The following is a 26,125-nucleotide window of genomic DNA, read 5'->3' as shown; positions in this document are numbered from 1 at the left end:
CTAACCGTACGCTTAGCCGTTATTCGATCCCTTAACGACGGCAGAGCGGAGTCTGCGAGTCAATCGTGACCCGCCAGAAGGAACGCATGCGTCTTTACAGTAGCTACCATGACTACTCTTAGCCCATCATGGGGCCCATTGTCGACCTATGTTTCGTCATAAGATCGAGACATTTTTGTAACGAAAGGAATATGCCCGGCCGAAGGGGGCGGGAACGCTGCATGAGTGAGTCATCCCAACGCGAAACACGGCGGCCTTTCCTGGCCACCTGCCCCAAGGGGCTCGAAGAGCTGCTCGCCGACGAACTGCGCACGTTGGGCGCCGAGCCGCAAAAGACGACAGTGGCCGGCGTCCATTTCCACGCCGATCTCGAAGCCGCCTATCGCGCCTGCCTGTGGTCGCGGCTGGCCAATCGCATCGTGCTATGCCTGCTGCGCGAGGAGGGCATCGAGCACCCCGAGGCGTTGCATCGAGTAGTCTCCGGCGTCGACTGGTCCCGGCATCTGCGCCCCGGTGCCACCCTGGCGGTGGATTTTCATGGACGCAGCGAGCAGATTCGTCATACCCGTTTCGGGGCTCAGACCGTCAAGGACGGGGTGGTCGATGCCCTGCAAGCGGCCGGCCAGCCGCGCCCGAGTGTTGATCTGCAGCGCCCCGACTTGCGCCTGTATGCCCATCTTCACCGAGGACGGCTGACACTGGGCGTGGACCTGTCGGGGGAGAGCCTGCACCGGCGTGGCTATCGACGCGACGTCGGGCATGCTCCGCTCAAGGAGAACCTGGCGGCGGCACTGCTGATCCGTGCCGATTGGCCGCAGCGTCTGCGCCAGGGTGAGGCGCTGGTCGATCCGCTGTGCGGTGCCGGCACTCTGCTGATCGAGGCGGCCCTGATGGCCGCCGACATGGCACCCAACCTGAATCGGGAACGCTTCGGCTTCCATGGCTGGGCATATCACGACGAGGCGGTGTGGGCCGAACTCAAGCGCGAGGCCGAAGCGCGTGCCAGCATCGGCCGCAAGCGATGCCGGAACCGGCTCTACGGTTTCGACGAGAGCCCTCCGGCGCTGGCGGCGGCGAAGTCCAACGCCATGCGTGCCGGCATTCCCGCGCTGATCGAATTCACCGGAGCCTCGCTCAATCAACTGCAGCGCCCCGATGGCCTGGGTGAGGAGATGCGGGGGCTGATCATTACCAACCCACCCTACGGTGAGCGCCTGGGTGAGCTGCCCGAGCTCGTCACGCTCTACGGCGCGCTGGGCGAAGGCGTGCGTCGTACCTTTCCGGGCTGGCGCCTGGCGGTATTCACCGCCAACCCGGACCTGGGCCACCGCATCGGGCTGCGCGCCGACAAGCAGTATTCGCTGAAGAACGGCCCGCTGGAGGCCAAGCTGCTGCTGATGAACGTACCCACTGGAAAGGGCGAGGGAGAGGCTGCTGTCGCCAATGCCCATGCCAATGCCAATGCCAATGCCAACTCTGCGTCCCGCAGCGAGGGCGCTCAGATGTTCGCCAACCGCTTGGAGAAGAACCGCAAGCGGCTCAAGAAGTGGCTCAAGCAGTCGGGAGAGACCTGCTATCGGCTCTATGATGCCGACATGCCCGAGTATGCGCTGGCGGTGGATGTCTACGACGGACGGGTCCACGTGCAGGAGTACGCGCCGCCACGCACGGTGAATGCCGCCCAGGCACAGAGGCGGCTGTTCGACGCGTTGGAGGTGATCCCCGAGGTGCTCGGCGTGGACCCTGGTCAAGTGGTGATCAAGCGCCGTGAGAAGCAGAGCGGCAAGGCGCAGTACCGTAAGCAGGCAAGCAGCGGGGAACGCTTCCAGGTGCGCGAGGGACGTGCGCGTCTGTGGGTCAACCTGCGCGACTATCTCGACACCGGGCTGTTCCTCGATCACCGGCCGGTGCGGCGCATGCTGGGCGAGATGGCGGCGGGCAAGCGCTTCCTCAACCTGTTCTGCTACACCGCCGTGGCCACGGTGCAGGCTGCCCTCGGCACCGAGGAGAAGGGCGGGGCCAGCGACAGCGTAAGTGTCGATCTCTCCAATACCTACCTGGAGTGGGCACGCGATAACTTTGCTCTCAATGGTCTCGACCCGTCACGTCATCGGGTAGTACGCGATGACTGCCTGCGTTGGCTGCAGACTGCCAAGGCGCAGTTCGACCTGATCTTCCTCGACCCGCCGACCTTCTCCAACTCCAAGAAGATGGAGGGCACCCTCGACGTGCAGCGCGACCACGCTCAACTGGTGGAGCTGGCCATGGCAAGGCTGGCACCGGGCGGGACCCTGGTGTTCTCCAATAACCAGCGTCGTTTCCAGCTAGACGAAGGGTTGGCCGAACGCTTCGCCGTGGAAGACATTTCGGCGCGTACCTTCGACCCTGACTTCCAACGCCGGCCCGACATCCATCACGTGTTCCGGATTCGCCATCGGGAGGCGGCATGAAACTCTCGCTCCACGCTTCATTTCCGCGACGCCCGGCCGATATCCCTTCTAAGGCTCCTGCTTGCCCAGGAGAGGTCGCATGAATCGTCTGACCCTGTACACCACCCTGGGCTGCCATCTGTGCGAACGGCTCGAGACCCTGCTGGCCAGGCTGCATCATGGCGAGTATCGGCTGGAGAAAGTCGAGATCAGCGAGGACGAGGCGCTGATGGAGCGCTACGGCGTGCGTATCCCCGTGCTGGTGGACGAAGCGGGCGATGAGCTCGACATGGGCTTCGAGCCGTCAAGGCTAGCGGCCTGGCTGGCTGACCGTCACTGTCTCGACGAGACCGCCTGGCGGTGCCAGTCGGGCGAGATGGTATCGGGGGAAGAAGAACGAGGGGAGTGGAAGCCGTCAGTTCAGCGGTCCACTGGGCGGCGCTACCTCGGCTGAACCGGATACGTTGACCCAACGTAGGCCAGGACGCAGCGCCATGGTGGTGAGTTATCCGCGTTTTGACAACAATCACGAAGCATGGATTCGTAAGCACAGGGGGTGGAGATGAGTGCACTGCAGCGAAGACGGTGGCAGTGCCTCGCCTTGGGCTGCACGTTGCTGCTGGCGCTTGCGGACACGGTGCAGAGTGCTGCGGAGCCTGGCGGGATAGAGCTGACCGAGGAAGAGCGCCGCTTTCTGGAGCGGAACGAGCCGATCGTGTTCGTCAGCCAGAGCCGCTACCCCCCCTTCGAATTCATCGATGCCAGCGCTGAGCGGCGCGGCATCATGGTGGAGCTGGCTCAGTGGATCGCCACCGAGGCCGGCTTCCACGCGCAGTTGACCGATACCGTCTTCCAGCAGGCACAGGAACGCGTGCTGAACGGTGAAGCCGATGTTCTGACGAGTTTTTTCTACAGTGCGGTTCGGGACCGTCAGTTCGATTTCACGCATACGGTGTTCGAGGTGCCCGCCGCCATATTCGTCTCCGTTGAGCGCCCCGACATCGCCCTGGCGACCGACCTCGATGGCAAGCGTGTGGCAACGCAACGCGGCGATTACGCGAAAGAGTACCTGGCCTCGTTGGATATCGAGGTCGACCTGATCCAGACCGATGACTTTGCCAGCGCGGCGCGAGCCGTGATGGATGGCGATGCCGATGCCATGGTGGGCGACGACCAGATCGTCCTCTATTACCTCTACAGTAGCGGTTTGCACGAATCCATGAAGCGGGTCGGCGAGCCGCTGTACGTGGGCCTCAATGCCATGGCGGTGGTGGATGGCAATCACCTGTTGCAGTCGATCCTCAACAAGGGGATCGAACATGCCCGCGCCAGCGGAACGCTCGACCGGTTGCAAGAGAAGTGGATCGGCGCCGAGCTGCCCGGCCCCGGCTTCGACTGGCGTGATTACTGGCTTTACGGGGCCGGGCTGGCGCTGGTGGCCGTACTGATCGTGGCTTGGAACGTCAGGCTGCGCCAAGTGGTTAGGCGCAAGACGGCGGAGCTGAGGCGTAACGAGCAGCGGCTCTACGACATTCTCGACGCCACTCGTACCGCTACCTGGGTGATTGACCTGCGCAGCGGCGAATTGCAGGTCAACCACTGCTGGGCGGAAGCGCTCGGATATCGGCTGGAAGAGCTGCAGCCGATCACTCTCGAGCGCTGGCGCAAGATGGTGCATCCCGATGACCTCGGCAAGACCGAGGCGATGCTGGCGCAGCACCTGGCGGGTGAGAGTGAAGACTACTCTTGCGAATTTCGTATGCACCACCGCCTCGGTCATTGGGTCTGGCTGCTGGATCGGGGGCAGGTATTGGAGCGAGACGACACGGGCCAGGCGCTGACCATGTCGGGAACGCGGATCGATATCTCGGCGCAGAAGCGTGCCGAAGAGAAACTCGAACTCGCTGCCAGCGTGTTTCAGCATGCGCGGGAGGGCATCGTGATTACCGATGCCAAGGGCGATATCCTCGAAGTCAACGAGGCCTTCACGCGTATCACCGGTTACCGCCGCGACGAGGTCCTGGGTCGGAACCCGCGTTTTTTGCAGTCGGGTCAGCAGGAGAAGAGCTTCTATCAGGCGTTGTGGGAAGAGTTGCTGGAGAAAGGCGCCTGGGAGGGTGAGCTCTGGAACCGGCGCAAGAACGGTGAGACCTACCCAGAGCTGCTCACCATTTCCAAAGTCTGTGACAAGCAGGGCCGAGTTTCGCACTTCGTAGCCGTGTTCACCGACATCAGTCGACAGAAGGAACACGAGCGCCAGCTCCAGAGCATGGCCTTCTTCGACAGCCTGACCGAGCTGCCGAATCGAATCCTGCTGGCCGACAGGCTGCGCCAGGCCATGCTGGCGGCTCGGCGCAGTGGTTGCAAGGTATCGCTGGCCTACCTCGATCTGGACGGCTTCAAGGAAATCAATGACCGCCTGGGTCACGCCGTTGGCGACCTGGTTTTGGTGACGATTGCCGAACGCCTGACGTCGGCCCTCCGCGAGGCCGATACGGTGGCCCGCCTCGGCGGGGACGAGTTCATCATCGTATTGCCGGAGCAGAGCGATGTGGCGACCGTGAGCGGCCTCATCGCTCGGCTACTGCGCCGCATCGCGGAGCCGATCGACATCGAGGGAACCCAGCTCTACGTTTCAGGCAGCATCGGCGTGGTCCATTTTTCTCCCGAGGACGAGATCGAGCCCGAGCAGCTCATCCGCCAGGCGGATCAGGCCATGTACCAGGCCAAGCAGGCAGGCAAGAACCGCTACCATATCTTCGATACCGAGCACGACCGTGCGGTGCGGGGGCATTACGAAAGCGTCGAACGCATGCGTGAGGCCCTGGCCCATGACGAGTTCGTGTTGCACTACCAGCCCAAGGTCAACATGTCCACCGGCGAAGTCGTCGGTGTCGAGGCGCTGATTCGTTGGCAGCATCCGGAGCGTGGGCTGCTGGCACCGGCTTCCTTCCTTCCGGCGATACAACAGCATCCCCTGGCCATCGACCTGGGAGAGTGGGTACTGGCTCAGGCACTTGGCCAGTTCGAGGCCTGGGCCAGCGTTGGTATCAGGCTGCCGGTCAGTGTCAATATCGATGCCATCCATCTCCAGCAGGCCGACTTCGTAGAGCGCCTGCGCGCCGAGATCGAGCGCCACCCCAGTGTGAGACATGGCGACCTCATGCTCGAGGTGCTCGAGACCAATGCGCTGGAGGATATCGTGCATGTGGCAAGCGTGATGAAGGCCTGTCGTTCCTTTGGCGTCGAATTCGCACTGGACGACTTCGGCACCGGGTATTCCTCGCTGACGTATCTTCGCCATTTCCCCGCCAGCATGCTGAAGATCGACCGCAGCTTCGTACGCGACATGCTCGACGATCCAGAGGACTTGACGATTCTCGAAGGCGTGCTGGGGCTGGCCGTCGCGTTTCGCCGCGGCATCATTGCCGAGGGAGTGGAGACACTGCTGCACGGACGCATGCTGTTGGCGATGGGCTATCAGTTGGGCCAGGGCTACGCCATCGCCCGGCCCATGCCGGCAAAGGCGATCCCGGCCTGGCTAGCCTCGTGGCGCCCCGATCCGTCCTGGCGCCATCGTCAGCGCGCCCGGCCGGAAGAGCTGCAGGCCATTTACGCCATGGTCGACCATCGTGCCTGTGCAGTCGGTCTGCTGTGCTACCTGAAGGGCGAGCGGGTCGACCCGCCAGCGGTGAGCTGTCGCAAGAGTCGGCTGGAGCAGTGGCTGTCAGCCCTCAATGAGTCGCCGGTCAAGGGGGGCGAACATGCGTCGCGAATCGCCGCGCTTTGCACTGTCTACGACCGGCTTGCCGAGGAGGCGCTGGAGCTCAAGGAACATGAGGATGACGAGCAGGTGAAGCAGTGCGCCCGACGGGTGGAGGGCGTGAGTGAGGAACTGCTTGGTCTGTTGCAGTACTGGATCGATGCCAGCGAGGCCGTGCGAGAGGATACGTAGTCCGCGAAACCCTGCCGTTCACGAAGCCCTGTCGTTCAGGAAGACCCCTATAGCGAGTCCAGCAGCGAGAGCTGTCGTACCGCGGCTTGGCCCTCGGCGCTCCCGGCATCCACTTCGAGCACCTTGCGCAACCCCCGCGACGACTGGATGGTGGCTTCATCGCCGAGCCACATCATGGCCTGGTCGTGATCGTCGGCCAGCATGTGCTTCAGTCCGCCGAACTGGGTGCCGATCTGCCCCCAGGCACGGCTGAAGATCCAGTCGCCGAACATGTCCTGGTGAATGTGCACCAGCACGTAGTCGTGTTCACTTTCCCAGCGGACGATCACGAAGGCTCCCACAGCATCGAGGCACTGCCGGGAGGCAGTGCGAAAGGTTCGTGCGGTATTGTAAGGTTTAATGCCGACGGCACAAGTCGCGTCTGGCCTTGCCCCCTGCCACACCAAGGAGAGAAAGCGTGAGGATTCTCGTCGATGCCAACATACCCGGTGCAGAAGCATGCTTCGGCCCGCTGGGCGAACTGGTGAGGCGGCCGGGGCGCGAAATCGATGCCGCGGCCCTGCGCGATGTCGATGCGCTGGTGATTCGTTCCATCACCCGACTCGATGCGGCGATCATCGACGCGGCCAAGGCACAGGGATCGCGGCTGCGCTTCGTCGGCACCTGCACCATCGGCACCGACCATGTCGATCAGGCGGCGATGACGCGCCACGGCATCGCCTTTGCCAGTGCCCCGGGCTGTAACGCCGAGGCGGTGGTCGACTACGTGCTGGGCAGCCTGCTTACCCTGGCCGAGCGAGAGGGTTGGCGGTTCAGCGAGCGTCGTGTGGGTATCGTCGGCGTGGGCAACGTGGGCGGGCGGTTACGCACCCGTCTCGCTGCCATGGGCCTCGAATGCCTGGCCTGCGATCCGCCTCGCGCGCAGCGCGAGGGCAGTGACGGCTTTCACGACCTCAAGACCCTCATCGACGAGTGCGACGTGCTGTGCCTGCATACCCCGCTGGTACGCGAAGGGCCGCATGCGACCCGCCACCTGCTTGATGCCCAGCGCATCGCCGAGCTGGCGCCTGGCACGCTGCTGCTCAACGCCGGGCGCGGCGACTGCATAGACGGCGCTGCACTGCGTCAGCGTCTGTCGGGCCAGGGCGATATCAGCGCGGTGCTGGACGTCTGGGAAGGGGAGCCGGGCATCGATCCGGCCCTGCGCGATCTGGCCTCGCTGGCTACGCCGCACATTGCTGGTCACAGCCTCGACGGCAAGTTGCGCGGCACGCATCAAGTCTACACAGCGCTCTATCGCCACCTGGGGCTGCCGGCCCGGCTCGGCCTGGACGATCTGCTGCCACAGCCGCCCCTGTCGCAACTCAGGCTAGAGGGCGGGCTCGAGGCCGACGAGGCGCTGCGTCTGTGCTTGCGTGCGGTGTATGACGTGCGCCGCGACCATGACAGCCTGCAACGCGAGAGTCGGCGGCAGGGCATGGCCAAGGGCTTCGATGCCTGTCGTGCCAACTATCCGTTGCGTCGGGAGCTCTCGACGCTCACGGTCGAGCTAGGTGCGGGGGCGGAGAGCCTGACGCCCTGGCTGCAGGGGGCTGGGCTGAACGTAAACTGACGCGAAGGGCCCGTCCTTGGACGGGCCCTGCTGCTTCTGGGGGAGAGACGCAGCCTTAACGATAGGCGGCTTCCTTCAAGGCCCGAATCCGGTCGTCCAGCGGCGGGTGGCTGGCGAACAGGCGCTCCATGATCTTGCGCGTCTGGCCGGCGTTTATGCCGAAGGCGGTCAGGGTTTCCGGCATCTCGTTGGGCATCTCGCTCTCGGCCTTGAGGCGGGCCAGGGCGTTGATCATGGCGCCGGCGCCAGCGAGCTGGGCGCCGGCGGCATCGGCACGGTACTCACGGAAGCGTGAGAACCAGGCGACGATGGCCGAAGCGATCAGGCCGAACACGATCTCGGCGACGATCACCACGGCGAAGTAGCCCATGAAGCCGAGGCCGCCCTGGCCGTCGCTGCGCGAGCGCAGGAAGTTGTCCACCAGGTGCGCTACGACCCGGGCGAAGAACATCACGAAGGTGTTTACCACGCCCTGGATCAGCGCCAGGGTCACCATGTCGCCATTGGCCACGTGGCCGATCTCGTGGGCCAGTACCGCGCGTACCTCCTCGGGTCGCATTCGATTGAGCAGCCCGGCGGAGACGGCCACCAGGGCGTCGTCCTTGTTCCAGCCGGTGGCGAAGGCGTTGGACTGCTGCGCTGGGAAGATGCCGACCTCGGGCATCTTGATCCCGGCCTGCTGCGAGAGCTCGGCTACGGTGTCGAGCAGCCACTTCTCGGTGGCATTGCTCGGCTGCGTGATGACCATCGTGCCGGTGGAGCGCTTGGCCATCCATTTGGAGATGAACAGCGAGACCATCGAACCGGCCATGCCGAAGATGAAGCAGAAGATCAGCAGGGCATTGAAGTTCATGCCCTGCTCGGTCAGGTAGCCCTCCACGCCGAGCAGGCGCAGCGTGATGCTGGCCACGACGATCACCGCCAGGTTGGTGCCCAGGAAGAGCAGTATTCTCATCATCGTCTGGAATCTCCGATCGTAGGGTCGGGTCGCCGATGCGCCCCTGACAAAATCTGCTGAATTAGATACGGCCCGTTGCTGCAGGTTTCAAGTCGGGCCGAGAATCGAAGCGATACGGCGGCTACTGGCGATAGCGCGACAGAAAGCGGGCGAAGCGGTCCAGGGCGTCACCGAGCTGGTCGGCCCAGGGCAGGGTGACGATGCGCACGTGATCGGGCTCCGGCCAGTTGAAGGCGGTACCCTGCACCAGCAGGATCTTCTCCTGAAGCAGCAGGTCGAGCACCAGCTTCTGGTCATCCTGGATGGGGTAGACCTTGGGGTCGAGCCGCGGGAAGGCGTAGAGCGCGCCCTTGGCCTTGGTGCACGACACGCCGGGTATGGCGTTGAGTTTTTCGAAGGTGATGTCGCGCTGGGCCAGCAGCCGCCCACCGGGCAGGACCAGGTCGTTGATCGACTGGTAGCCGCCCAGTGCCGTCTGGATGGCATGCTGGGCGGGCACGTTGGCGCACAGGCGCATCGAGGCGAGCATGTTGAGGCCCTGGATGTAATCCCTGGCCCGCTGCATGGCGACGCTGCCGGAAAGGATCATCCAGCCGGAGCGAAACCCAGCGCAGCGGTAGCTCTTGGACAGCCCGTTCATGGTCACCACCAGTTGATCCTCGTCGGCCAGCGCGCCGGTGGAGACGTGCTCGGCATCGTCGTAGAGGATCTTGTCGTAGATCTCGTCGGAGAACACCACCAGGTCGTGTTCGCGGGCAATGGCCAGCAGCTCCCGCACCACCTCCGGCGGGTAGACCGCGCCGGTGGGGTTGTTGGGGTTGATGATCACGATGGCACGGGTGTGGCCGGTCACCTTGGCGCGCACGTCGGCGATGTCCGGTGCCCAGTCGGCCTGCTCGTCGCAGCGGTAGTGCACGGCGTGGCCGCCGGCGAGGTTGGCGGCAGCGGTCCACAGCGGGTAGTCGGGCGCGGGGATCAGGACCTCGTCGCCGTCGTTGAGCAGCGCCTGCAGCGCCATCACGATCAGCTCGGACACGCCGTTGCCGATGAAGATGTCCTCGATGCCGACATTGGGTATCAGCTTGCGCTGACACTCCTGCATGATCGCCTTGCGTGCCGAGTACAGCCCCTTGGAATCGCAGTAGCCCTGGGCGGTGGGCAGGTTGCGCATCACGTCCTGGAGGATCTCCTCCGGCGCCTCGAAGCCGAACGGCGCAGGGTTGCCGATATTGAGCTTGAGGATGCGCTGGCCTTCGTCTTCCAGCCGCTTGGCGTGCTCGAGCACGGGGCCGCGGATGTCGTAGCAGACGTTGTCGAGCTTGTGCGATTTCCTGAATAGGGGGGGCGTGTCCATGAGGTGTCCGAGGTTCCAGTGGTGTCCGGTGGTTCCGGTCAGGCGCGTGCTGCCGGAACTCAGTGATTATGCTGAAGTATCGTCATCGTCGCTATCGTTGTTCGCAGCCTCGGCGAGTGCTTCCTCGTCCTCCGCCGGGGCCGGGATGTCGGCCGGCGTTTCCAGCGTCAGACGGCCCAGCTTGCCGTCGCGCAGCTCGTGCAGTAGCACTTCGGCGCCGCGGTGCAGGTCAATCTCTCCGCCGGGGCGCAGGCCGCCGCGGCGGCTGGCGATCTCGGCCAGGATCGTATGGCCGTCGAAACCCGCCAGCGCCAGTAGGTCGACGCGCACCGGGCCGTCGGCCTCGACTTGTTCCGCTTGGGGATTGGCGGCGTAGGGCGGCAGCTCGGTCAGCTTGTAGCGGGCCTGGAGCGCCTCGGGGTAGCGTCGGGCCAGCTCGGCGGCGGTGACTACTGCCACGTCGACGTAATCGATGGCGGTGTCGCGAATGGCGCCGGTGGCCGCCAGGCGATAGGCGCTGGCCTGGTTCTCGATCTTCGGCCACAGCACCCCTGGCGTGTCGATCAGTGCGACGCGACCGGCGATGCGCACCTTCTGCTGGCGCTTGGTCACTGCGGGCTCGTTGCCGGTCTTGGCGATGGCCTTGCCGGCCAGGCCGTTGATCAGGGTCGACTTGCCCACGTTGGGAATGCCCATGACCATCACCCGCACGTCGCGGTCGGCGCGCACCTGCCCGGCCAGCTCGTGGCATAGCTTGGGGATGCGCTTGAGTTCACGGACATTGGTGGTGGTCACGGCCAGTGCCCGGGTGTCGGGCAGCGAGTCGAAGTGTGCCACCCATTCGCGGGTACGCTCCGGGTCTGCCAGGTCGGCCCGCGAGAGAATCTTGAGCACCGGCTTGTGGCGCGTCAGCCCGGCGAGCATGGGATTGGCGCTGGAGTAGGGTAGGCGAGCGTCGAGTACTTCGATCGCCACGTCGATCTCCGGCAGCGCCTCCTGGATCTGACGGCGCGCCTTGTTCATGTGTCCCGGATACCAGCCGAGCATGTGCCACTCCTGCAAACGTACGAGGCCGCCCATCATAGCAGAAGGGCGGCCTCGCCAGGGCAGCGGGCGGGCTATTCGCCGGGGTGAAAGGCGATGGCCACCGAGTTGATGCAGTAGCGCAGCCCGGTGGTTTCAGGCGGGCCATCGGGAAAGACATGCCCCAGATGAGCATCGCAGTGGGCGCATACGACTTCGGTGCGACGCATGCCATGGGAATCATCGTGGCGCTCTTCGACGCATGCCTGGCCGAGCGGGCGGTCGAAACTGGGCCAGCCACAGTGAGCTTCGAACTTGTGCTCGTTCTCGAATAGCGGCGCGTTGCAGCAGACACAGTGGTAGATACCGTGCTCGTCGGTGACCTGATAATCGCCACTGAAGGGGCGCTCGGTACCCTGTTGACGAGTCACCCGGTATTGCTCCGGCGTGAGCTGGGCTTGCCATTCGGCATCGCTCTTCTCGATCTTCTTGCGCATGGCCTCTCTCCTGCTGGTGCGACGTCTTCATCAGACACCCATAGCTTGGCTGCTTTCCACTGCTTCGGCCAACCCAGGCCGACAGTTGACAGCTTCCGGGGGCTTGAGTAAGATTCGCGCCACCTCGTTGAGGCAGAGAGCGAGACGGCTGCGTCCCATTCGTCTAGTGGTCCAGGACACCGCCCTTTCACGGCGGGAACAGGGGTTCGAACCCCCTATGGGACGCCACTCGTTTCATCGCTGGTTCAGCAGGTGCCGGAGTACGGGACTGAAGTGCGGTATGAGTGCGGGAATAGCTCAGTGGTAGAGCATCGCCTTGCCAAGGCGAGGGTCGGGAGTTCGAATCTCCTTTCCCGCTCCAGCTTCAGCGCCAGTTGCGTCCCATTCGTCTAGTGGTCCAGGACACCGCCCTTTCACGGCGGGAACAGGGGTTCGAACCCCCTATGGGACGCCATCTTCCGGTTGCATCGCTGATTGCATAGACTTGCGTGTGTGCGGGAATAGCTCAGTGGTAGAGCATCGCCTTGCCAAGGCGAGGGTCGGGAGTTCGAATCTCCTTTCCCGCTCCATCATGTCCAGAGATTTGGAGTGAGCGCACTGTCTGGCTGCTGCGTCCCATTCGTCTAGTGGCCTAGGACACCGCCCTTTCACGGCGGGAACAGGGGTTCGAACCCCCTATGGGACGCCACCTTTCGGTTATACTGCATGGGCAGGCACAACCGATACCGATCAAGCGGGAATAGCTCAGTGGTAGAGCATCGCCTTGCCAAGGCGAGGGTCGGGAGTTCGAATCTCCTTTCCCGCTCCAGTTTTCTTCTCAAACTTCAAGTTGCCAAGGCTCGGGCCGGGAGCCGGGGCGCCGGACCGTCGAATCTCCTTTCCCGCTCCAGTTTTCTTCTCAAACTTCAAGTTGCCAAGGCTCGGGCCGGGAGCCGGGGCGCCGGACCGTCGAATCTCCTTTCCCGCTCCAGTTTTCTCCCCCCAAGATAGAATTCGATTACCTTGCCCATGGGCGAGGCATGCTGCGTTTTTCCCGGGCCAGGCTTGAAAAATCCCTTCGCGCCCTAATGTTCTGAACTCGTTTTCCATCCCAACGCAAGGATGTCCCATGGCCGAACCGGCGCTGTCGATCCGTGGCCTGACCAAGGTCTACGGCAACGGCTTTCACGCCCTGAAGGGCATCGACCTCGATGTGGCGCAGGGCGACTTCTTCGCCTTGCTGGGCCCCAACGGTGCCGGCAAGTCCACTACCCTGGGGGTGGTGTGCTCGCTGGTGCAGAAGACAGCCGGACAGGTCTCGATCTTCGGTATCGACATCGACCGTGACTTCGCGCGCGCCAAGTATCACCTGGGCGTGGTGCCCCAGGAATTCAACTTCAACCAGTTCGAGAAGGTGCTCGACATCGTGCTGGCCCAGGCCGGCTACTACGGCATGCCGCGCCGCGAGGCGTTGCCCCGCGCCGAAAGCCTGCTCAAGGATCTCGGCCTGTGGGACAAGCGCAACGGTAGCGCGCGCATGCTCTCCGGCGGCATGAAGCGTCGCCTGATGATCGCCCGTGCGCTGATGCATCGGCCCAAGCTATTGATTCTCGACGAACCCACTGCCGGCGTCGACATCGAACTACGTCGCAGCATGTGGGAGTACATGCGCCGCATCAACCGCGAGGAGGGCACTACCATCATCCTCACGACCCACTATCTCGAGGAGGCCGAAAGCCTCTGTCGCAACGTGGCGATCATCAACCACGGCGAGATCGTGCGGAACACCAGCGTGCGCGGCCTGCTGGCCGAACTCGACACCGAGACCTTCCTGTTCGACCTGGCCCGTCCGATAACCCAGGCTCCTCATGTCGAGGGCTTCGAGGTGCACAAGGTGGAAGGGGCCCAGCTCGCCGTGGTGGTGCATCGCGGCCAGCGTTTGAACGATGTATTCAGCGCCCTGGGTGAGCAGGGCATCGAGGTGGTCTCGATGCGTAACCGCGCCAACCGGTTGGAGGAGATGTTCGTGTCGATGGTGGAGCAGGGCAACGACGAGCGTCGCGCGGCCGAACAGGCGGAGGTGGGCAAATGAGCGCCGGCCAGATAGCCATTGCCCTCTGGACCCTGGTATTCAAGGAGGTCAAGCGCTTCACGCGGATCTGGCCGCAGACCCTGCTGCCGCCCTCGATCACCATGGCCATGTACTTCATCATCTTCGGCAGCCTGATCGGCTCGCGCATCGGCGAGATGGACGGCTTCAGCTACATGGACTTCATCGTTCCCGGGCTGATCATGATGGCGGTGATCACCAACAGCTATTCCAACGTGGCCTCGAGCTTTTTCTCCAACAAGTTCCAGCGCAGCGTGGAGGAGATGATGGTCTCGCCCATGCCCAACTGGGTAATCCTTGCCGGCTTCGTGCTCGGTGGGATGGCGCGCGGGTTGGGTGTGGGCCTGATCGTGACCCTGGTGTCGTTGTTCTTCACCCGCATCAGCGTGGCGCACCCGCTGCTGACCATTGGCGTGGTGGTGCTCACCGCGGCGCTGTTCTCCATCGGTGGTTTCATCAACGCGCTGCTAGCCAACAAGTTCGATGACGTTTCCATCGTGCCGACCTTCGTGCTCACGCCGCTGACCTACCTGGGCGGGGTGTTCTACTCGATCTCGCTGCTGCCGACCTTCTGGCAGAACGCCTCGCTGCTCAACCCGATCCTTTATATGGTCAACGTGTTTCGCCACGGTTTCCTCGGTGTCTCCGACATCCCGGTGGGTTGGGCGCTGGCCGCCATCGTCGCTTTCATCGTCGTGCTCTTCACTGTCGCGCTGTGGATGCTGGAGCAGGGCAAGGGTATTAGAAGCTAAATCATGAATCACGATCGTCCTGAAACGCTTGAACATGCCCCCTTGGGGCGCGAGTCCGCCTACCCGGAACACTACGATGCCGGGCTGCTCTATCCCATTCCCCGCGCCGCCAATCGCGCGCCGCTGGGTATCGTTGAGGGCAGGCTACCCTTCGTCGGCGAGGATGAGTGGCACGCCTTCGAGGTGAGCTGGCTCAACGGCCGCGGCAAACCGCTGGTGGCCGTGGCGCGCTTCCGCTTGCCGGCCGAGTCGCCCAACCTGATCGAGTCGAAGTCGTGGAAGCTCTATCTCAACAGCTTCAACCAGACCCGCTTCGACAGCCGCGAGCAGGTGATCGAGATGCTCGAGCGCGACCTGGCGCAGGCCGCCGGGGCGCCGGTCACGGTGGAGCTGTTCGACGTCGACGACGATGCTCTCGCCGTCAGTCGTCTGCCCGGTGAATGCCTTGACGAACTCGACATCGAGGTCGACGACTACACGCCCAGCGCCGAGCACTTGCGGGTGGGCGAGGAGATCGTCGAGGAGACGCTCTACTCGCACCTGCTCAAGTCCAACTGCCCGGTCACCGGCCAGCCCGACTGGGGCAGCGTGCTGATTCGCTATCGCGGCCCCAGGCTCGAGCGCGAGGACCTGCTGCGCTACCTGATCGGTTATCGCCAGCATCAGGACTTCCACGAGCACTGCGTCGAGCACATCTTCATGGACCTGATGGCCCGCGCGAAGCCCGAGCGGCTGCTGGTGCTGGCGCGCTACGTGCGTCGCGGCGGGCTCGACATCAGCCCCTGGCGTGCCACCCCGGGCGAGCGCCCGCCGGAGCCCCTGCGCCTGGCGAGACAGTAGGCCTGGCACGACAGGTATAGGGACAGCTGGTAAAGTTCGGTCAACTATTCTCGATGACCTGGGAGACCGTATGGACGCACTCACTCTGTTGCACGAGCGCAGTTCGATGGGCAAGTTGATGGGCCCAGCACCGAGCCCTGAGCAGATGGAAGCGATCTATCGCGCCGCCCTGCGGGCACCGGACCATAAGGAGCTGCGCCCGTGGCGCTTCATCGAGTTCTCCGGTGAGGGGCTCGAGCGGCTGGGTGAACTCTTCGCCGAGGCGGAGTATCGCGAGGACCCCAGCATCGAGGACGCCGCCCTGGATGCCGCGCGCAAGAAGCCGCTGCGCGCCCCCATGGTCATCGCCGTTATCGCCAAGGTCACGCCCGATGTGGAGAAGGTGCCGAAGATCGAGCAGGTGATCTCCGCCGGCTGCGCCGGCCATGGCATCCTGCTGGCTGCCCACGCTCTTGGGCTGGGGGCCATGTGGCGCAGCGGCAAGTACGCCTTCGATCCCACCGTGCGCAAGGGGCTCGGCCTGGAGGAGGAGGACGAACTGATCGCCTTCCTCTACCTCGGCCAGCTCGGTGGGCGCCACAAGCCCATCGCCGAGCATCGTATCAGTGACTTCGTCGAGCGCTGGACCTGACATCATGCGAGAAGTCGGCGTACCCCACCCGCGCCTGCCGCTGCCCGCGCTCGGTGAACGGGACGATCCGCAGGCCTTTCTCGCCTGGCTGAGTGACGCCATCCCCATGGTGAGGCATCTGGGCATTCGCGAGATGCGCTGGGAGGGAGAGCGCCTGGTGTGGGATCTCTCGCTCGTGCCCAACCTCAACGACAAGGGCACCGGCTTCGGTGGCGGGCTCACCGCCCAGACCACCCTGTTGGGCTGGTGCTGGACCACGCTGTGGTTGCGCCAGCGCGGCCATGCCCGCGATGTCGTCGTGGCCGAAGCCCGCCAGCGTTTCCTGGCGCCGGTTACCGGCGACTACTGTCTGATCTGCGAGCCCGAGAGCGAGCAGGCTCCCGAGACGCTGGCGGAGCGCTTGGCGAGCCGCGGGCGTGGCCGGATCGCCTTGGTGCAACAGCTCTGGTGCGGCGACACACTGTGCCTCGAAGCCCGCGGCGACTACGCCGTGCTGCCCGCTGGCTGACGGCCCCGAAAGCCGAAAACCGGCTTGCAAACGCGCACTTAAGCCGTTAGACTTTGCGCCGTTCTGACGCACAAGGCACAGCCAACGGGCGTGAGGACCACAATGCGGAGGGGTGTCCGAGTGGTCGAAGGAGCACGCCTGGAAAGTGTGTAAGTCGAAAGGCTTCGAGGGTTCGAATCCCTCCCCCTCCGCCACAGAATCATGATAGAAGGGGAGCTCCGCATCAGCGGGGCTCCCCTTCTGCATTCCTGGCTTAAGCGAAGTGCCTAGAGTGCGGTCGCGTCGTGCACTCCGACGATACACGACCGGAAGCGTAAAGAAACGGACAGGGACCCACCCCATGGCAATCAAGAAATCCGAGCTGTACTCCTCCCTATGGGCCTCCTGTGATGAACTGCGTGGTGGCATGGACGCGTCCCAGTACAAGGACTATGTCCTGTTCATGCTGTTCATCAAGTACATCTCCGACAAATACGCGGACTATGACGGCTTCGAGCCGCCAGTCATCATCCCCGCAGGCGCAAGCTTCGCGGATATGGTCAAGCTCAAGGGCAAGAGCGACATCGGCGACAAGATCAACACCCAGATCATCCAGCCGCTGATCGACGCCAACCAGCGCCTGGCGCGCAGCGACTTCCCTGACTTCAACGATCCCAACAAGCTCGGCGAAGGCAAGGCGATGGTCGATCGCCTCACCAACCTGATCAGTATCTTCCAGAAACCTGAGCTGGATTTCGCCAAGAACCGCGCCGAGCATGACGATATCCTCGGGGACGCCTACGAATACCTGATGCGCCACTTCGCCACCGAGAGTGGCAAGAGCAAGGGCCAATTCTATACGCCCTCCGAGGTCAGCCGGGTGATCGCCCAGGTGATTGGCATCGAACCGAGCAACACCACCGCGCGCACCACCGCCTATGACCCGACGTGCGGCTCGGGCTCACTGCTGTTGAAAGTCGCCGCCGAGGCCGGCAAGCACATCACCCTGGAAGGTCAGGAGAAGGACGTCACCACCGCCGGCTTGGCCCGAATGAACATGATCCTGCATGACTTCCCCACCGCCAATGTCATGCAGGGCAACACCCTGGCCAACCCCAAGTTCAGGGATGGTGAGAGCCTGCGCACCTACGACTATGTGGTCGCCAATCCGCCGTTTTCTGACAAGGGCTGGAGTTCGGGCCTTTCCCCAACCAGCGATCCCTACCAGCGCTTCGCCTGGGGCGTGCCGCCGGCCAAGCAGGGCGACTATGCTTACTTGCTGCACGTCATTCGTTCGCTCAAGAGTACCGGCAAGGGCGCGGTGATCCTACCCCACGGCGTGTTGTTCCGAGGTAACGCCGAGGCCGTCATTCGCAAGCAACTGGTGCGCTCCGGTTATCTCAAGGGCATCATCGGCCTGCCTGCCAACCTCTTCTACGGCACCGGCATTCCCGCCTGCATCCTGGTGCTCGACAAGGACAACGCCCAGGCACGCCGCGGCATCTTCATGATCGATGCTGCCAAGAGCTTCCTCAAGGACGGCAACAAGAACCGATTGCGCGAGCAGGATATCCACCGCATCGTCGATACCTTCCGCAAGCAGGTAGACGTGCCACGCTACGCACGCATGGTGCCCTTCGAGGAGATCGCCGATTCGAAGAACGACTACAACCTCAATCTGCCACGTTACATCGACACTAGCGAGCCGGAAGACCTGCACGACATCCATGCACACCTCAACGGCGGCATCCCCGAGCGCGATATCGACGGCGACGAGGCCGCCCAGCCGCCGCTGCTGGGACTATCCGCCTACTGGGCCGTTTTCCCCGCCCTGCGCCAGTCGCTGTTCCAGCCGAATCGCCACCCAGGCTACGTCGACCTGGCGGTGGAGCCCCAGGCCATCAAGGCTATCATCCTGGAACACGACGAGTTCGCCGCCTTCCGCACAAGCATTACGTTATTGTTCGATCAGTGGCGCGAGCGCAACACGCCTCGGCTAAAAGGCTTCGGCGTGGATGGCCAGCCCAAGGCGTTGATTACCGACGTCGGTGAGGACCTGCTCGATACCTTCCGCACCGCACCGCTGCTCGACCCCTACGATATCTATCAGCATCTGATGGACTACTGGGCCGAGACCTTGCAGGACGACTGCTACGAGATCGCTGCCGACGGCTGGGTGGCTGAACCCCGCCGCGTGCTCGAAGAGGTGAAAAGCGGCAAGAAGAAGGGGGAGATGAAGGACAAGGGTTGGACCTGCGACCTTATCCCCAAGCCCTACATTGTTGCTCGCTACTTCGCCAAGGAGCAGGCGGCGCTCGACGCGCTGCAGGCCGAATTCGATACTATCGGCAGCCAGCTCACCGAACTGGCCGAGGAACATGGCGGAGAAGAGGGTCCCCTCAAGGAGGTTTCCTCGAAGGCCGACGCTCAGGAGGCCTTTATCCAGGCCTTGGCGAATTCCTGGAACGAGGAAGACCCGTCGGCCTGTAGTCGTTACTGCGAGCTGCTCGAACAGGCCGAGGAACAGGCCGCCGAGCTGCGTGCCCTCGCCGATGACGGCCATCTGTCGGCGCTGAAGAACCCCAAGGGCAAGCTAACCCAGAAGGCGGTCAAGGACCGCTTGAGTGCCACCAGCGACACGGCCGAATACAAGACCCTGCAGCGTTACCTCTCCTTGGAAAAGAGACAGAAGGCCACCGAGAAGGAGGCCGCCGACCTGCTCGCCGAGACCGAGGCGACCTATCGCGAGCGCCTGCAGGTCGAGCCCTTGCCGGAGGCCCTCGCCGACCTGTATGCCACCTCGTGCTACCTGGAGCTGCTCGACCGGCAGAGCGCCCTGAAGAGTCGGGTCAAGGAGGCGGACGCAGCCCTCGACCGGCTCGCCTACGAGAAATACCCCCAGCTCAGTGAGGAGGAGATCAAGACCCTGGTGGTGGACGACAAGTGGCTCACCGCCCTGGAAACCGCCGTACAGGGCGAGCTGGAGCGCGTCTCCCAGACCCTGAGCGGCCGAGTGCGCCAACTGGCCGAGCGCTATGCCACGCCGTTGCCGCAGCTTACCCAGCGGGTGGAGACACTCTCGTCCCGGGTGGACGAGCACCTCAAGAAGATGGGGGTGCACTGGGCATGAACAGGGAGGCGACGGAAGTGCGCGATGCCGCGGCGGGGTATGACTTTCGAGCCGTAGAGCCGGCTGTTCCCGAGGGGTACAAGCAGACCGAGGTGGGGGTGATTCCGGAGGATTGGGAGGTCGCTCAGCTTGGTGTGATCTCGCGCGTGACAAGTGGCAAGCGCTTACCGGCCGGATATTACGTGACTGAAAAGGAAACACCTTATCCCTATATTCGCGTAAGCGACATGTATCAGGGTGGGGTGGCTGTCAATGATATTAGATATGTTCCAGCAGAGGCGGCCCAGACAATCAGTCAGTATCGCATCTTCAAGGAAGATATTTTTATATCGGTCGCAGGTACTCTTGGTCTGGTTGGAACAATTCCAGAGTGGCTGGATGGTGCAAACCTGACAGAAAATGCAAATCGTATAAGTGATATCGGATGCGACCGTGATTACTTGTTGTATGTTCTTCTCTCGGGCCATGTTCAGGGAGTTATCGAGTCCATCAGGACGGTAGGTGCCCAACCAAAGCTTGCGCTTACGCGAATAAGAAAATTTCAGATACCACTACCACCGGCGAAGGAAGAACAGCGCGCTATCGCTACAGCCCTAAGTGATATAGATGCCCTAATGGAGGAGCTGAACCGGCTGATCGCCAAGAAGCGTGACCTCAAACAGGCCGCCATGCAGCAACTCCTTACCGGCCAGACCCGCCTGCCAGGGTTCGAGGGGGAGTGGGGGACAAAGATGCTTGGTGAGCTAGGAAGTTTTATAAAAGGTTCAGGTGTTAAGCGGGATGATGCCCAGTCGGGCCACATTCCTTGCATACGCTATGGTGAAATTTATACGACTCATCATGATGTGGTTCGAGAATTCCGCTCGTGGATTTCCGAAGAAGTGGCACTGAACGCTACGCGTATCCAGTATGGTGATTTGTTGTTTGCAGGCTCAGGCGAAACCAAGGAGGATATTGGAAAATGCGTGGCTTTGGTTAGTGAGACTGAAGCTTATGCAGGAGGAGATGTTGTGATCCTCAGGCCTGCCAGTGTCGACCCCGTGTTTATGGGGTATGCCCTCAACCTTCCTGAAGTCAATCGCCAAAAATCTCGTTTTGGTCAAGGTGACGCAGTTGTCCATATTAGTGCTTCGGCTCTTTCCAATGTGACAGTCAAGCTGCCTACACTAGACGAGCAAGCTACTATTGCAAATGTCCTGTCCGACATGGACGCCGAAATCGACGCCATGGAACAGTGCCGCGCCAAGACGGCCGAGCTGAAACAGGCGATGATGCAGGAACTGCTGACCGGGAGGACGCGACTGGTATGAGCACGACGCCCGCCACCGATCCGGCGCTGGTGGCCGAGCTGCGCCAGCTGATCGACAGCGCCCGCCAGCGCGCCGCGGTGGCGGTCAACGCCGAGCTGACCCTGCTCTACTGGCAGCTGGGGTCGCGCATCCAGCGGGAGATCTTGGGCCATCGGCGCGCGGGCTATGGCGAGAAGATAGTCTCCGTACTGGCGAGACAGTTGACGGCGGAGTACGGGCGCGGCTTCTCGGCCAAGAACCTGCACCATATGATCCGGTTTACCGAGGTGTTTCCCGACGAGAAGACAGTCTCCTCACTGCGGAGAGAGTTGAGCTGGACCCATCTCAAGGCGCTGATCTACCTCGACGACCCGCTCAAGCGCGACTTCTACATCGAGCTGTGTAGGCTGGAGGGCTGGTCATCGCGCCTGCTACAGAAGCGCATCCAGTCGCAGCTGTTCGAGCGTACCGCCATCTCGAAGAAGCCCGACGAGACCATTCGGCACGAGCTCACGACCCTGCGCCAGGCCGGTCAGCCCTCGCCGGCGCTGCTGCTGAAAGATCCCTATCTGCTGGATTTTCTCGGCCTTAACGACCGCTATCTGGAACGCGACCTGGAAGACGCCATTCTGCGCGAGATCGAGCAGTTCCTGCTGGAGCTGGGAGCGGGCTTCACCTTCGTGGGTCGACAGAAGCGCATCCAGGTCGACGATGACGACTTCTATATCGACCTGCTGTTCTACAACCGCAAGCTCAAGCGGCTGGTGGCCATCGACCTGAAGCTCGGCCGCTTCAAGGCCGAGTACAAGGGGCGGATGGAGCTCTATCTGCGCTGGCTGGCCCGGCACGAGCAGGAAGCCGGCGAAAGCCCTCCGCTGGGCATCATCCTCTGTGCCAGCAATCAGCGGGAGCAGATCGAGCTGTTGGAGCTGGACAAGAGCGGCATCCATGTTGCCGAATATCTGGCAGTATTGCCGCCTAGGGAGATCCTGCAGGCCAAGCTGCATCAATCCATTGCCGTGGCGCGGGCCAGACTGCTGAGGGATCGAGGCGACTCAGGGGAATAATCGCTATAAGGAGCCTGCCGCATGAGCTACACACCGCGCCCCGAGCGCCTGACCCAGAACCGTGTGGTAGGTCTATTTACCAGGGACGCGGAAGAGGGTGGCCTGGGTTATCGCAACCTGGGTAACTGGAGCCGGCGCAAAAACAACCGTGCCATCGAGCCGGAGCTGCTGCGGGCCAACTTGCAAAGGCGCGGTTATTCCGAGGCCCATATCGCTGCGGCACTGCACAAGCTGGAAGCGGCGGCCGATGTAACCGGCGTTACCCTCTACCAGGCCAACCTGCGTACCTATAACCTGCTGCGCTATCCGGTGAAGGTGCTGATGTCGCCGGGCCAGCCCCATGATGATGTCCACCTGATCGACTGGGAGCAGTCGGAGCGCAACGACTTCGCCCTGGCCGAGGAGGTGACGCTCAAGGGCGGGCATGAGCGCCGGCCCGATCTCGTGCTCTACCTCAACGGCATCGCGGTGGCGGTGATCGAGCTCAAGCGCAGCTCGGTGGAAGTTGCCGATGGCGTACGCCAGCTCATCACCAACCAGGAACCCCTATTCAACCAGCGCTTCTTCGGCAGCGTACAGCTGGTGCTGGCCGGCAGCGACTCCCAGGGGCTGTACTACGGTACCACCGGCACGCCGGAGCAGTTCTTCGTGCAGTGGAAGGACGAGGAGGGTGGCAGCCCCTTGGCTCCCGGCACACTGTTGGACAGGCCGCTAGCGCAGATATGTCGAAAGGAGCGGCTGCTGGATCTGGTCCGCAACTTCGTGATCTTCGACGCGGGGCAGAAGAAGGTGCCGCGCCCTCACCAGTATCACGGCATCAAGGCCGCCCAGGCACGCATCGCCAGGCGCGAGGGCGGCGTGATCTGGCATACCCAGGGCAGCGGCAAGAGCATCCTCATGGTGTTGCTGGCCAAGTGGCTAATGGAACACGACCCCGAGGGGCGTATTCTGGTCGTCACCGACCGCGACGAACTCGACGAGCAGATCGTCGGCGTGATGCGTAACGCTGGTGTAGTGGGCGAAAACGCTCCTTCACCGCGTATCACCAAGCGGGCCCAGCTCATCGAGAAGCTCGGTGCCACCACGCCGCGGCTGCTCTGCGCCCTGCTTCACAAGTTCGATCCCGGCGATCTCAAGGGGCCGCCTCCTTCGGTGCACGGGCGGTTCTATGTGTTCGTGGATGAGTGCCATCGCACACAGGGTGGCAAAATGAACCGGCAGATGAAGCGCTGGTTGGAAGATGCCATATTCATCGGCTTCACCGGTACGCCGCTGCTGCGCAAGGACAAGCAGACCACCCGCGAGGTCTTCGGTACCTATATCCACACCTACAAGTTCCCCGAGGCAGTAGCCGACAAGGTGGTGCTGGATCTCAAGTACGAGGCCCGCGACGTGCCGCAGCGGCTAACGTCGCGCAAGAAGATCGACGACTGGTTCGAGCGCAAGACCTGGAACCTGAACAATTTCCAGAAGGCGGTGTTGCGCAAGCGTTGGGCGAACCTGGAAGAGTTGATGAGTTCTGCCGAGCGCAAGCAACGTATCATCGCCGATATTATCGAGGACTTCGATGCTCGGCCGCGACTCAACAGCGGCCGCGGCACGGCGATTCTGGTGGCGGCCTCCATCTATGATGCCTGCCACTACTACCGATTGTTCAAGAACACCTCTTTTGGCGAATACTGCGCCGTCATCACCTCCTACGAACCGAACCCTGGTGCCATTTCCCGCGAGCCGGCCAACAGCGATGAGCGATACAAGTTCGATACTTATACCCAGTACGTGCTGGCGGAGGGGCAGAGCACCAAGCAGTACGAAGAGGAGATGAAACGCCGCTTCAAGGAGGAGCCGGCCCAATGCAAGCTGCTGATTGTGGTGAGCAAGCTGCTGACCGGCTTCGATGCGCCGTCCTGTACCTACGTTTATCTCGACAACGAGATCCGCGACCATAACCTGTTCCAGGCCATCTGTCGCACCAACCGGCTGGATGGCGACGACAAGGAGTATGGCCACATCGTCGACTTCAAGCAGTTGTTCGGCGATGTTCAGCAGGCCATTGCCGTCTACAGCTCCGATGAACTGGATCTGGATGATGGTGGGGTGGCTGACAACAACGTCGAGCTGAAGAACTGGCTGGATGAGGGCAAGAAGCGGCTAGATACGGCCCGTGAGGCGTTGAAATACCTGTGCGAACCGGTGCCGCCGCCCCGAGGCATCGAGCAGTACTTGTACTATTTCTGTGGTGCCGCGAGCGACCCTGATGCTCTCGGTGACACCGAGGTGCTGCGTATCTCCTTCTACAAGGCTACGGCCAGCTTTGTGCGAGCTTATGCGGCCATCACTCAGGATCTGGAATCGGCCGGCTATACCCCAGCCCAGGTAACGGCGCTGAACGAGGAAGTGGTCTTTTTCAGCGAAGTGCGGGATGCGATCAAGCGGCATTCCGGCGAGGAGCTGGACATCAAGCCTTACGAGGCGGACATGCGCCACCTGATCAATACCTATATTCAGGCCGATCCGGCGGATGAACTGGGGGCGGTGGACAGCTACTCGCTGGTGGAACTGATCGTCGAAACCGGAATTCATGATGCCATCGCCAGGAAGCTAAACCAGAAGGGCAAGCTGCCGAAGAACTCGGTCGCCGAGGGCATCATCAACAACGTGCGCAAGACCATCATCCGTGACCAGCTCACCGATCCGCGCTTCTACGAGCAGCTGTCCAAGCTGCTGGATGACCTGATCGAGGATTGGCGCAATGAAACGGCGTCCTATCAGGAATTCCTCGAGCGGGCCGAAGAGCTAGTCAAGAAGATGGCGCAGGGCCAGGAAACGGGTGATGCGCCGCCTGAGCTTGCAGATAAGCGCGAGGCGTTGGTGATCTACCATAACCTGCCGGCTATCCTTTCTGCTTCACGTCCAGCGTACGAGGTGCGTGAACCTTCCCCTGATGACGATAGGCACCGGCTTGGCATGGCGCTAGCGATTGACCGCGCCATGCGCGAGCATGCCCCGGCGAACTGGCAGGGTGATAGTGCCAAGGAAAGTCAGGTTCTCAATGCGTTGTTTCCGATCATGGAGCGCGACCGGCAGGCGACGTCGGCTGTCTTCGAGCTGATCAAGAACCAGGCGGGTTACCAATGACCGAAACGATTGAGCTTGGTGATATCTTGATCATGGTCACGCATAAGGCCATCAAGAACGTGCACTTGTCTGTCCATCCGCCGGAAGGGCGTGTAACGCTGGTTGCCCCCAAGGGCACACGGCTGGACGTGGCGAGGGCCTATGCCGCCTCGAAGCTGGGCTGGATCCGTGCGCAGCAGGCCAAGCTGGAGCAGCAGGCACGAGAACCGCAGCGACAATTTATCGAGCGCGAGAGCCATTACCTGTGGGGGAGGCGCTACCTGCTCAGTATTGTTGAACGTGATACCAGGCCCCACGTCATCCTCGACCACAAGCGCATCACCCTTATCGTACGGCCGGGCAGCGACCGTACTAGGCGCGCCGAGGTGATGCACGAATGGCACAAGGGGCTACTGCATGAAACCGTGCCGCCATTGATCGCCAGGTGGGAGGCTAGGTTGAAGGTCAGAGTGGCCGGCTACTACCTGCAGCGGATGAAAACCAAGTGGGGCAGTTGCAACCACGAAGCCGGCAACATCCGCCTGAATACCGAGCTGATCAAAAAGCCCAAGGATCTGCTCGAATACATCGTCGTGCATGAAATGGCACACTTGATAGAGCCGAATCACAGCGAGTGTTTCGTTGCCATCCTGGATCGCCACTACCCGAACTGGAGAGAGGCCCGCGATGAACTGAACGCACTTCCCCTCGCTGCCGAATCATGGTGAAGCATGGTTTCAGCCCTTGGCGAGAGGTATCTCTCCCACCTGGTAAGGGGAGGATGACAGCAACGTAATTCTCCCGCCTTTTCAATTTTTTAGCTGTTTCGTGCGGGTGAGTGGCTTCGAATAGTTTGTGAGAAAATCAATCTAGATCAGCTTGTTAACGACTGATG

The 26,125-nt window shown here is 62.4% G+C and carries 19 protein-coding genes and 7 tRNA genes; 21 read left to right on the top strand and 5 right to left on the bottom strand.

All coding sequences use genetic code 11. From position 1 onward, the window contains the following. The first annotated feature begins 221 nt into the window (after window positions 1–221). The 3 genes from rlmKL to ACRWQA_RS14085 all read left to right on the top strand — a co-directional run bounded on the left by rlmKL (window position 222) and on the right by ACRWQA_RS14085 (window position 6,384). Complete coding sequence (gene rlmKL, locus ACRWQA_RS14095; RefSeq protein ID WP_434229520.1) at window positions 222–2,450, top strand: bifunctional 23S rRNA (guanine(2069)-N(7))-methyltransferase RlmK/23S rRNA (guanine(2445)-N(2))-methyltransferase RlmL; 2,229 nt, start codon at window positions 222–224, stop codon at window positions 2,448–2,450. Window positions 2,451–2,529: 79 nt separating this feature from the next. Further along, complete coding sequence (locus ACRWQA_RS14090; RefSeq protein WP_434229522.1) at window positions 2,530–2,883, top strand: glutaredoxin family protein; 354 nt, start codon at window positions 2,530–2,532, stop codon at window positions 2,881–2,883. Between the two features lie 108 nt (window positions 2,884–2,991). Beyond that, window positions 2,992–6,384 carry an EAL domain-containing protein gene (locus ACRWQA_RS14085; protein ID WP_434229524.1) on the top strand — a complete coding sequence of 1,131 codons (3,393 nt, stop codon included), beginning with the start codon at window positions 2,992–2,994 and terminating at the stop codon, window positions 6,382–6,384. Between the two features lie 47 nt (window positions 6,385–6,431). Here the strand turns inward: ACRWQA_RS14085 and ACRWQA_RS14080 are convergent, their stop codons facing one another. Further along, window positions 6,432–6,713: a hypothetical protein gene (locus tag ACRWQA_RS14080; protein ID WP_263583291.1), complete on the bottom strand. Its 282-nt coding sequence runs from the start codon at window positions 6,711–6,713 to the stop codon at window positions 6,432–6,434. A 128-nt stretch (window positions 6,714–6,841) separates the two neighbouring features. On the opposite strand from ACRWQA_RS14080, the gene pdxB reads away from it, so the two are divergent. Then, window positions 6,842–7,996, top strand: coding sequence for a 4-phosphoerythronate dehydrogenase PdxB (gene pdxB / locus ACRWQA_RS14075; protein ID WP_434229525.1), 1,155 nt, complete (start codon window positions 6,842–6,844; stop codon window positions 7,994–7,996). Between the two features lie 55 nt (window positions 7,997–8,051). Here pdxB and htpX read toward each other — a convergent pair whose 3' ends face one another. From htpX to msrB, 4 genes are all read right to left on the bottom strand, one after another. After that, on the bottom strand, window positions 8,052–8,954 hold the full coding sequence (htpX, locus tag ACRWQA_RS14070; protein WP_263583293.1) for a protease HtpX: 903 nt from the start codon (window positions 8,952–8,954) through the stop codon (window positions 8,052–8,054). Window positions 8,955–9,075: 121 nt separating this feature from the next. Then, complete coding sequence (locus tag ACRWQA_RS14065; RefSeq protein WP_434229527.1) at window positions 9,076–10,308, bottom strand: pyridoxal phosphate-dependent aminotransferase; 1,233 nt, start codon at window positions 10,306–10,308, stop codon at window positions 9,076–9,078. Window positions 10,309–10,374: 66 nt separating this feature from the next. Beyond that, a complete protein-coding gene (gene ylqF, locus ACRWQA_RS14060; RefSeq protein ID WP_434229528.1) occupies window positions 10,375–11,355 on the bottom strand; it encodes a ribosome biogenesis GTPase YlqF in 981 nt (326 codons plus the stop codon). Window positions 11,356–11,426: 71 nt separating this feature from the next. Further along, window positions 11,427–11,828, bottom strand: a complete 402-nt coding sequence (msrB, locus tag ACRWQA_RS14055) for a peptide-methionine (R)-S-oxide reductase MsrB (protein WP_434229529.1) — start codon at window positions 11,826–11,828, stop codon at window positions 11,427–11,429. A 152-nt stretch (window positions 11,829–11,980) separates the two neighbouring features. Here msrB and ACRWQA_RS14050 point away from each other — a divergent pair. The 17 genes from ACRWQA_RS14050 to ACRWQA_RS13970 all read left to right on the top strand — a co-directional run bounded on the left by ACRWQA_RS14050 (window position 11,981) and on the right by ACRWQA_RS13970 (window position 25,958). Beyond that, a tRNA-Glu gene (locus ACRWQA_RS14050) sits at window positions 11,981–12,056 on the top strand. 58 nt (window positions 12,057–12,114) lie between these two features. After that, window positions 12,115–12,189, top strand: a tRNA-Gly gene (locus tag ACRWQA_RS14045). 17 nt (window positions 12,190–12,206) lie between these two features. Then, window positions 12,207–12,282 (top strand) — tRNA-Glu (locus ACRWQA_RS14040). A gap of 40 nt (window positions 12,283–12,322) precedes the next feature. Further along, window positions 12,323–12,397, top strand: a tRNA-Gly gene (locus ACRWQA_RS14035). Window positions 12,398–12,440: 43 nt separating this feature from the next. Next, a tRNA-Glu gene (locus tag ACRWQA_RS14030) sits at window positions 12,441–12,516 on the top strand. A gap of 45 nt (window positions 12,517–12,561) precedes the next feature. Continuing rightward, window positions 12,562–12,636, top strand: a tRNA-Gly gene (locus tag ACRWQA_RS14025). 300 nt (window positions 12,637–12,936) lie between these two features. Continuing rightward, complete coding sequence (locus tag ACRWQA_RS14020; protein ID WP_434229868.1) at window positions 12,937–13,899, top strand: ABC transporter ATP-binding protein; 963 nt, start codon at window positions 12,937–12,939, stop codon at window positions 13,897–13,899. Further along, on the top strand, window positions 13,896–14,669 hold the full coding sequence (locus ACRWQA_RS14015) for an ABC transporter permease (RefSeq protein ID WP_263583298.1): 774 nt from the start codon (window positions 13,896–13,898) through the stop codon (window positions 14,667–14,669). Before ACRWQA_RS14020 ends, ACRWQA_RS14015 begins: the two co-directional genes overlap by 4 nt. Window positions 14,670–14,672: 3 nt before the next feature. Then, entirely contained in the window at window positions 14,673–15,509 is an 837-nt protein-coding gene (gene queF / locus ACRWQA_RS14010) for an NADPH-dependent 7-cyano-7-deazaguanine reductase QueF (protein ID WP_434229872.1), read from the top strand. Window positions 15,510–15,579: 70 nt separating this feature from the next. Next, entirely contained in the window at window positions 15,580–16,140 is a 561-nt protein-coding gene (locus tag ACRWQA_RS14005) for a nitroreductase family protein (protein ID WP_263583300.1), read from the top strand. Between the two features lie 4 nt (window positions 16,141–16,144). Next, window positions 16,145–16,648, top strand: coding sequence for a YiiD C-terminal domain-containing protein (locus ACRWQA_RS14000; protein WP_434229876.1), 504 nt, complete (start codon window positions 16,145–16,147; stop codon window positions 16,646–16,648). A gap of 106 nt (window positions 16,649–16,754) precedes the next feature. Next, window positions 16,755–16,842: transfer RNA gene (locus tag ACRWQA_RS13995), tRNA-Ser, on the top strand. 146 nt (window positions 16,843–16,988) lie between these two features. After that, complete coding sequence (locus ACRWQA_RS13990) at window positions 16,989–19,757, top strand: type I restriction-modification system subunit M (protein ID WP_434229879.1); 2,769 nt, start codon at window positions 16,989–16,991, stop codon at window positions 19,755–19,757. Beyond that, window positions 19,754–21,067 carry a restriction endonuclease subunit S gene (locus tag ACRWQA_RS13985; RefSeq protein ID WP_434229882.1) on the top strand — a complete coding sequence of 438 codons (1,314 nt, stop codon included), beginning with the start codon at window positions 19,754–19,756 and terminating at the stop codon, window positions 21,065–21,067. The genes ACRWQA_RS13990 and ACRWQA_RS13985 overlap by 4 nt, the downstream gene beginning before the upstream one ends. Beyond that, window positions 21,064–22,113: a PDDEXK nuclease domain-containing protein gene (locus tag ACRWQA_RS13980; RefSeq protein ID WP_434229884.1), complete on the top strand. Its 1,050-nt coding sequence runs from the start codon at window positions 21,064–21,066 to the stop codon at window positions 22,111–22,113. Before ACRWQA_RS13985 ends, ACRWQA_RS13980 begins: the two co-directional genes overlap by 4 nt. A 21-nt stretch (window positions 22,114–22,134) precedes the next feature. Further along, on the top strand, window positions 22,135–25,251 hold the full coding sequence (locus ACRWQA_RS13975; protein WP_434229887.1) for a type I restriction endonuclease subunit R: 3,117 nt from the start codon (window positions 22,135–22,137) through the stop codon (window positions 25,249–25,251). After that, complete coding sequence (locus ACRWQA_RS13970) at window positions 25,248–25,958, top strand: M48 family metallopeptidase (protein ID WP_434229890.1); 711 nt, start codon at window positions 25,248–25,250, stop codon at window positions 25,956–25,958. The genes ACRWQA_RS13975 and ACRWQA_RS13970 overlap by 4 nt, the downstream gene beginning before the upstream one ends. The last annotated feature ends 167 nt before the right edge of the window (window positions 25,959–26,125 follow it).

The sequence above is a fragment of the Billgrantia sp. C5P2 genome (assembly GCF_051062895.2).
The sequence above is the reverse complement of the archived record's forward strand: the minus strand, read 5'-3'. Positions and strand labels throughout refer to the sequence as shown.

Bases quoted from the DNA above. Each gene is read 5' to 3' on its own strand.
- queF (WP_434229872.1), top strand. From the start codon at position 14,673: ATGAATCACGATCGTCCTGAAACGCTTGAACATGCCCCCTTGGGGCGC.
- ACRWQA_RS13970 (WP_434229890.1), top strand. From the start codon at position 25,248: ATGACCGAAACGATTGAGCTTGGTGATATCTTGATCATGGTCACGCAT.
- ACRWQA_RS13975 (WP_434229887.1), top strand. From the start codon at position 22,135: ATGAGCTACACACCGCGCCCCGAGCGCCTGACCCAGAACCGTGTGGTA.
- ylqF (WP_434229528.1), bottom strand. From the start codon at position 11,355: ATGCTCGGCTGGTATCCGGGACACATGAACAAGGCGCGCCGTCAGATC.
- ACRWQA_RS14090 (WP_434229522.1), top strand. From the start codon at position 2,530: ATGAATCGTCTGACCCTGTACACCACCCTGGGCTGCCATCTGTGCGAA.
- ACRWQA_RS13990 (WP_434229879.1), top strand. From the start codon at position 16,989: ATGGCAATCAAGAAATCCGAGCTGTACTCCTCCCTATGGGCCTCCTGT.
- ACRWQA_RS14005 (WP_263583300.1), top strand. From the start codon at position 15,580: ATGGACGCACTCACTCTGTTGCACGAGCGCAGTTCGATGGGCAAGTTG.
- ACRWQA_RS14015 (WP_263583298.1), top strand. From the start codon at position 13,896: ATGAGCGCCGGCCAGATAGCCATTGCCCTCTGGACCCTGGTATTCAAG.
- ACRWQA_RS13980 (WP_434229884.1), top strand. From the start codon at position 21,064: ATGAGCACGACGCCCGCCACCGATCCGGCGCTGGTGGCCGAGCTGCGC.
- ACRWQA_RS14065 (WP_434229527.1), bottom strand. From the start codon at position 10,308: ATGGACACGCCCCCCCTATTCAGGAAATCGCACAAGCTCGACAACGTC.
- ACRWQA_RS14000 (WP_434229876.1), top strand. From the start codon at position 16,145: ATGCGAGAAGTCGGCGTACCCCACCCGCGCCTGCCGCTGCCCGCGCTC.
- rlmKL (WP_434229520.1), top strand. From the start codon at position 222: ATGAGTGAGTCATCCCAACGCGAAACACGGCGGCCTTTCCTGGCCACC.
- ACRWQA_RS13985 (WP_434229882.1), top strand. From the start codon at position 19,754: ATGAACAGGGAGGCGACGGAAGTGCGCGATGCCGCGGCGGGGTATGAC.
- ACRWQA_RS14085 (WP_434229524.1), top strand. From the start codon at position 2,992: ATGAGTGCACTGCAGCGAAGACGGTGGCAGTGCCTCGCCTTGGGCTGC.
- htpX (WP_263583293.1), bottom strand. From the start codon at position 8,954: ATGATGAGAATACTGCTCTTCCTGGGCACCAACCTGGCGGTGATCGTC.
- msrB (WP_434229529.1), bottom strand. From the start codon at position 11,828: ATGCGCAAGAAGATCGAGAAGAGCGATGCCGAATGGCAAGCCCAGCTC.
- ACRWQA_RS14020 (WP_434229868.1), top strand. From the start codon at position 12,937: ATGGCCGAACCGGCGCTGTCGATCCGTGGCCTGACCAAGGTCTACGGC.